5 protein-coding genes are annotated in these 5,451 nt (G+C 73.3%); 4 read left to right on the top strand and 1 reads right to left on the bottom strand.

Going from position 1 to position 5,451, the window contains the following annotated elements:
• Window positions 1-789: aminotransferase class V-fold PLP-dependent enzyme (locus tag KBA23_RS15480; protein WP_290742757.1), on the bottom strand; the 789-nt coding region annotated here is incomplete at its 3' end.
• Between the two features lie 214 nt (window positions 790-1,003).
• Here KBA23_RS15480 and bhcR point away from each other — a divergent pair.
• The 4 genes from bhcR to KBA23_RS15460 all read left to right on the top strand — a co-directional run.
• Window positions 1,004-1,816, top strand: coding sequence for an HTH-type transcriptional regulator BhcR (bhcR, locus tag KBA23_RS15475; protein WP_290742754.1), 813 nt, complete (start codon window positions 1,004-1,006; stop codon window positions 1,814-1,816).
• Window positions 1,817-2,153: 337 nt separating this feature from the next.
• The gene (locus KBA23_RS15470; protein WP_290742751.1) at window positions 2,154-3,467 is read left to right on the top strand and encodes an amidohydrolase; all 1,314 of its coding nucleotides are present in this window, start codon (window positions 2,154-2,156) and stop codon (window positions 3,465-3,467) included.
• Entirely contained in the window at window positions 3,464-4,294 is an 831-nt protein-coding gene (locus KBA23_RS15465) for a purine-nucleoside phosphorylase (protein WP_290742748.1), read from the top strand. Before KBA23_RS15470 ends, KBA23_RS15465 begins: the two co-directional genes overlap by 4 nt.
• A partial coding sequence (locus KBA23_RS15460) for an MFS transporter (protein ID WP_290742745.1) occupies window positions 4,294-5,451 on the top strand: 1,158 nt, incomplete at its 3' end. The genes KBA23_RS15465 and KBA23_RS15460, both read left to right, overlap by 1 nt.

Below are 5,451 nucleotides of genomic sequence, written 5' to 3'. Positions count from 1 at the left end.
CTCCTCCTCGATCATCTTCAGCGACTCGCCGAGGCCGAACAGGAGCTGGACCGGGGGCGTGTAGGGATAGCCGCCGCTGGGGTTGGCGTTCAGCATGTCGCGGAAGTCGAGAAAGCAGCGCGGCAGCCGGGCGGTCTCCATCGCCGCGATGGCCCTGGGGCTCGCGGCGACGATGGCGAGGCCGGCGGGGAGCATGAAGCCCTTCTGGCTGCCGGTGACGGCGACGTCGACGCCCCATTCGTCCATGCGGAAGTCCATCGAGGCGATGGAGCTGACGCCGTCGACGAGGAGGAGGGCGGGATGCTTGGCCGCGTCGAGCGCCTTGCGGACGGCGGCGACGTCGGAGCGGACTCCGGTCGCGGTCTCGTTGTGGGTGACGAGGACGGCCTTGATCTCGTGGTTGCGGTCGGCTTCCAGCACGGTCTGGAACTCCGCCGCCGGGGCGCCGGCGCCCCAGGGGGCGTTGAGCTGGTGGACGTTCAGGCCGTGCCGGTTGCACATGTCGATCCACTTGTGGGAGAACATGCCGTGGCGGCAGGCGAGGACCTTGTCGCCCGGGGAGAGCGTGTTGGAGATCGCCGCCTCCCAGCCGGCGGTGCCGGTGGCCGGGAAGAGGATGACCTCGGCGGTCTCGGTCTTGAGGACCTTCTTCACGCCCGGAAACAGCGGCCGGAAGATCTCGTGGAAGCTCGCCGAGCGGTGGTCGATCGTCGGCATGTTCACGGCGTGACGGAGGCGCTCGGGGATGTTCGTCGGGCCGGGGATGAAGACGGGGTTCTGGCTGGACATGGCGTTTCCTCCGTTTGGTTGCCAAGGGTATATGCCGCGCGGAGCCGGGGCGCAATTTTTTTGAAATGTTTTTTCATTGCAGTACGATGTCGGTCAAGCCGATGGGAACGTTACGGATTGTGTTTTTCATTCTGCGGCAGCGTTTCTCGGTGCGCTGCGGCGCGCGCGGGTCTATAGGGGGCGCATGAAGGGCGAGTCGCGAACGGAAGCGCCGGTGAAGCGCGCGCGGGGGCGGCCCAGGGGCTTCAACGTCGACCCCGAGGCGGGAACGGTCCAGTCCCTCGACCGGGCGCTGGCCATTCTGAAGGTGCTGGCCTCGGGCGAGGGGATGTCGCTGACCGAACTGGCGGCGGCGGCCGGTCAGGCGCCCGCGACCGTCTACCGCGCGCTACAGACCTTCGCGTCGCACGGCATGGCCACGCAGGAGCCGGAGAGCCAGCTCTGGGCCGTCGGGCCGGAGGCGTTCCGCATCGGGGCCGCGTTCCTGACGCGGACCAGTCTCGTCGAGATGGCGCGGCCGGAGTTGCGCGCGCTGATGGCGGAGACCGACGAGACCGCGAACCTCGCCATCGCCGATGGCGCCGAGGTGGTGTTCCTGAGCCAGGTGGAGACGCAGCAGCCGATCCGGGCCTTCTTCCGTCTCGGGGCGCGCGGGCCGATCCACGCTTCCGGGATCGGCAAGGCGCTGCTCGCCTTCGGGCCGGAGGCGCGGCTGGAGCGGCTCCTGCGTTCGGGGCCGCTCGCGACGTACACCGCGCGGACGCTGGCCGATCCGCCGGCGTTGCGCGCGGATCTCGCGCTGACGCGGGCGCGGGGCTGGGCCATCGATGACGAGGAACGGACGGAAGGAATGCGCTGCATCGCCGCGCCGATCTTCAACGAGCATCGCGAGGCGGTGGCCGGGGTCTCGGTCTCGGGTCCGACGCTCAGGGTGTCGAGCGACCGGGCCGAGGCCCTCGGCGCCGTGGTCCGCGCCGCGGCCGACCGGATCACCGCGGCGATGGGCGGCGACGCGCCGCGAGGGTGATCCAGATCAAGGCGGATGGCTCCGTGACAGGCGAGCATGTGATCGGGACGGTTCGGCAAGGCTGCGGCCGACCCGTTCAACGCCGTCGGGGGCCGGTTCCAAGCCGGTCGCCGGCGGCGTGTCGCTGCGCCTTCGGCGGGCGCTTCTCCCTCGGCCTTCCAGATTCCCGGTAGTTGCGCGGCTCGAAACGCGGCGTGCGCAGGTCGCCGAAGCCGAGCTCTCCCCCCGAGCCTGTCGCAGGCGACGCCTGCGCCTCCCGCACCCGCGCCTTTCTGGCCCGGTTGACAGCGCTCGCCGCCGCGTGCAAGCGCTCGAACGAAAGGGGGGACGGTTGCAAATGACCGCCGATCTGATCGTAAAGCGGGCCATGCTCGTCACCGCCGACCGAAACGGCACGGTGATTCGCGACGGCGCGCTGGCCGTGGAGGGCGGACGGATCGCCCGTATCGGGACCACGGCCGAGATCGGCGACGACGCGCGCGCGGTCGTCGACGCCGGCGGCGGCCTGCTTGCCCCCGGCCTCGTCAACGCCCATTGCCACGCCGGGTGCTCGCTCTTCCGCGGGCTGGTCGAAGGGCTGCCGCTCGAGCCCTGGCTGCGGCAGGTCTGGAAGGCCGAATCGGCGATCCTCGACGCACGGACGACCCGTCTCGGGGCGCGGCTCGGGCTCGCCGAGCAGTTGCTCGGCGGCGTGACCTGCGTGCTCGACATGTACTGGCGCCCTCGCGAGACGGTCGCCGCGGCGCGCGATCTCGGGATGCGCATCGCGACGGGGCCGATCTTCTTCGACGGGCCGGGCGTCGACGGCGCGACGCCGGAGGCGCGGATCGCCGACGGCGGCCGCTTCTTCGCCGAGTTCGCCGGCGCGGACGACGTTCTGCCGGCGGTGCTGCCGCACGGAACCTACACCGTCTCGCCGGACCTCCTCGTGGCCTCGCGTCGCCTCGCCGACGCGGTCGGGGCGATCTGGTCGACGCACGCGGCGGAGACCCGGGCCGAGCAGGCCGAGGTGACGGCGCGCCATGGCCGTTCGGTGATACGCCACCTCGATGCGCTCGGCCTGCTCGATGCGCGCGCCGTTCTCGCCCACTGCGTCTGGCTCGACGACGAGGAGATCGCCATCCTTGCGCACAGCGGCGCGGCCGTCGCGCACAATCCGGTCTCGAACCTCAAGCTCGCCTCCGGCTTCGCCCGCGTCCCGGACATGCTCGACGCGGGCGTGCGCGTGGCGCTCGGGACCGACGGGGCCATCTCGGGCAACGACCTCGACCTGTGGCTGGCGCTGCGGCTCGCGGCGACGCTCCACAAGGGCGCGACGCTGCGCGCCGACGCCGTCACCGCGCCCCAGGCCCTTTCCATGGTCACGCTCGACGCCGCGGCGGCGCTGGGCGCCAATGACCGCATCGGCTCGCTCGAGCCCGGCAAACAGGCGGATATGATCCTTCTCGATCTCCGGCGACCGAGCGCGCAGCCGCTCTTCGATCCCGTCACCCATCTCGTCTATTCCGCGGCGAAGTCCGACGTCACCGACGTCTGGGTCGGCGGCGCCCGGGTGGTGGAGGCGGGCGTGCTGACCCGCCACGACCTCGGCGAGACGCTCGACGAGGTGGCGGCGCTCGCGCCGCGGATCGCCGCGAGCGTCGCGGCATGACCACGCCCTACGCCGCCCGCATCGCCGCCGCCAGCGCCTCCGTCGCGGCGCGCCTCGACGACGAGGGCGTCGAGATCGGACTCATCCTCGGCTCCGGCCTCGGCGACCTCGCCGACCGGGTCGAGGACGCCGTCGACATCCCCTTCGCCGAGATCGAGGGCATGGCTCGCGCGACCGCACCCGGCCATGCCGGGCGGCTGGTCGTCGGCCGGCTGAAGGGCCGGCGCGTCGCGCTGGCGCAGGGCCGCCTGCATCTCTACGAGGGCTGGTCGGCTCAGGACGTGGCGTTGCCGGTCTACCTTATGCGGGCGCTGGGCGCGTCCCGGCTCGTCGTCACCAACGCCGCCGGCGCGCTCGACCCGGAACTGCGCCCCGCCGACGTGATGGTGATCGAGGACCACCTCAACCTGACCGGGGTCAACCCGCTGACCGGCCCGAACGATCCCGCGCTCGGGCTGCGCTTTCCCGACATGAGCCGCGCCTACGATCCCGGACTGCGCGAGCGGGCGATCGCCGTGGCCGAGGCGGCGGGCCTGCCGCTGGCGCGCGGGATCTACGCCGGGGTCGCCGGGCCCTCGCTCGAGACCTCGGCCGAGCGGCGCTGGCTGCGCTCGACCGGCGCCGACGCAGTGGGGATGTCGACGGTGCTCGAGGTGATCGCAGCGCGCCATGCCGGGCTCGACGTCCTCGGCTTCGCGGCGATCACCAATTCCGCGACGGGCGGCCCGGAGCAGGAGCCCGACACGATCGAGGCGGTGCTGGAGACCGCGGCCCGGGCCGGGCAGACCATCGCCGCCATCCTCGACCGGCTGCTGCCGCAGCTCTGATGGAGCCCGTGGCGGGCAAGGCGCGGTCGATCGCCCTTCTCGTCGCGGCGGTGACGCTGGCGATGAGCCTGTGGTTCGTCTCTGCGGCCATTCTGCCGGAGCTGGTGACCGAGGCGGGGATCGGGCGCGGCCGGGCGGCGGCGTTGTCCGCGTCAGTGCAGCTCGGCTTTGTCGTCGGCGCGCTGGCCTTCGCCGCCCACGGGACCGCCGATCGCCACGATCCGCGCCGGGTGCTCGCCGCCTCGGCGCTGGTTGCGGCGATCGCCAACCTGGCGCTGGTCGTCACCCCGGCGGGCGGCGCCCTTCAGGTCGGGCTCAGGGCGCTGACCGGGGCGGCGCTGGCCGGCGTCTATCCGGTCGGGATGAAGATCGCGATCGGCTGGGGCACGCGCGACCGCGGCCTGCTCGTGGCGTTGATCGTCGCGGCGGTGACGCTCGGTTCGGCGACGCCCTATCTCGTCGCCTTCGCCGGCGGGGCCGACTGGCGCGCGGCGGTCGCCGTCGCATCGGCGCTGGCCGTGGCGGGCGCCGGGCTCGGGCGCATGGCCGGGCTCGGGCCGGGACATGCGCGGGCGGCGGGCTTCGATCCGGGGGCGCTGCGGCTCGCCTGGACGGACCGGCGCCTGCGGCTCGCCTACGCCGGGTACTTCGGGCACATGTGGGAGCTCTATGCCTTCTGGGGCTGGATCGCCGCCGCCGCGACGGCCGCCTTCGCCGGCCGGGTCGCCGGTCCGGCGGATGCGGGGCGGCTCCTCGCCTTCGTCGCGATCGGGCTCGGGGCGCTCTCGGCGGCGCCGGCGGGCTGGCTCGCGGACCGGCTCGGCAAGGCGCGGGTGGCGCGCGGCGCACTCGTGGCGAGCAGCGCCAGCGGGCTCGCGGCGGCGGCGGCCTTCCACGGGCCGGTCTGGCTGTTCGTGGCGGTCGTCTGCGCCTGGGGGCTGACGGTGGTCGCCGACAGCGCGCAGTTCTCCGCGCTCGTCGCCGACGCCGCCCCGCCGGAGCGGGCGGGCAGCCTGATGACGTTGCAGACCGCGATCGGCTTCCTCCTGACCGTGCCGGTGGTGCAGGCCGTCCCCGCCGTCGCCGGCGCGCTGGGCTGGCCGGCGACGCTCGCGCTGATGGCGATCGGCCCGGCCGCCGGCGCCGAAGCCATGCGC

Source organism: Amaricoccus sp., assembly GCF_017995835.1.
GTDB lineage: Bacteria > Pseudomonadota > Alphaproteobacteria > Rhodobacterales > Rhodobacteraceae > Amaricoccus.
The sequence above is the reverse complement of the archived record's forward strand: the minus strand, read 5'-3'. Positions and strand labels throughout refer to the sequence as shown.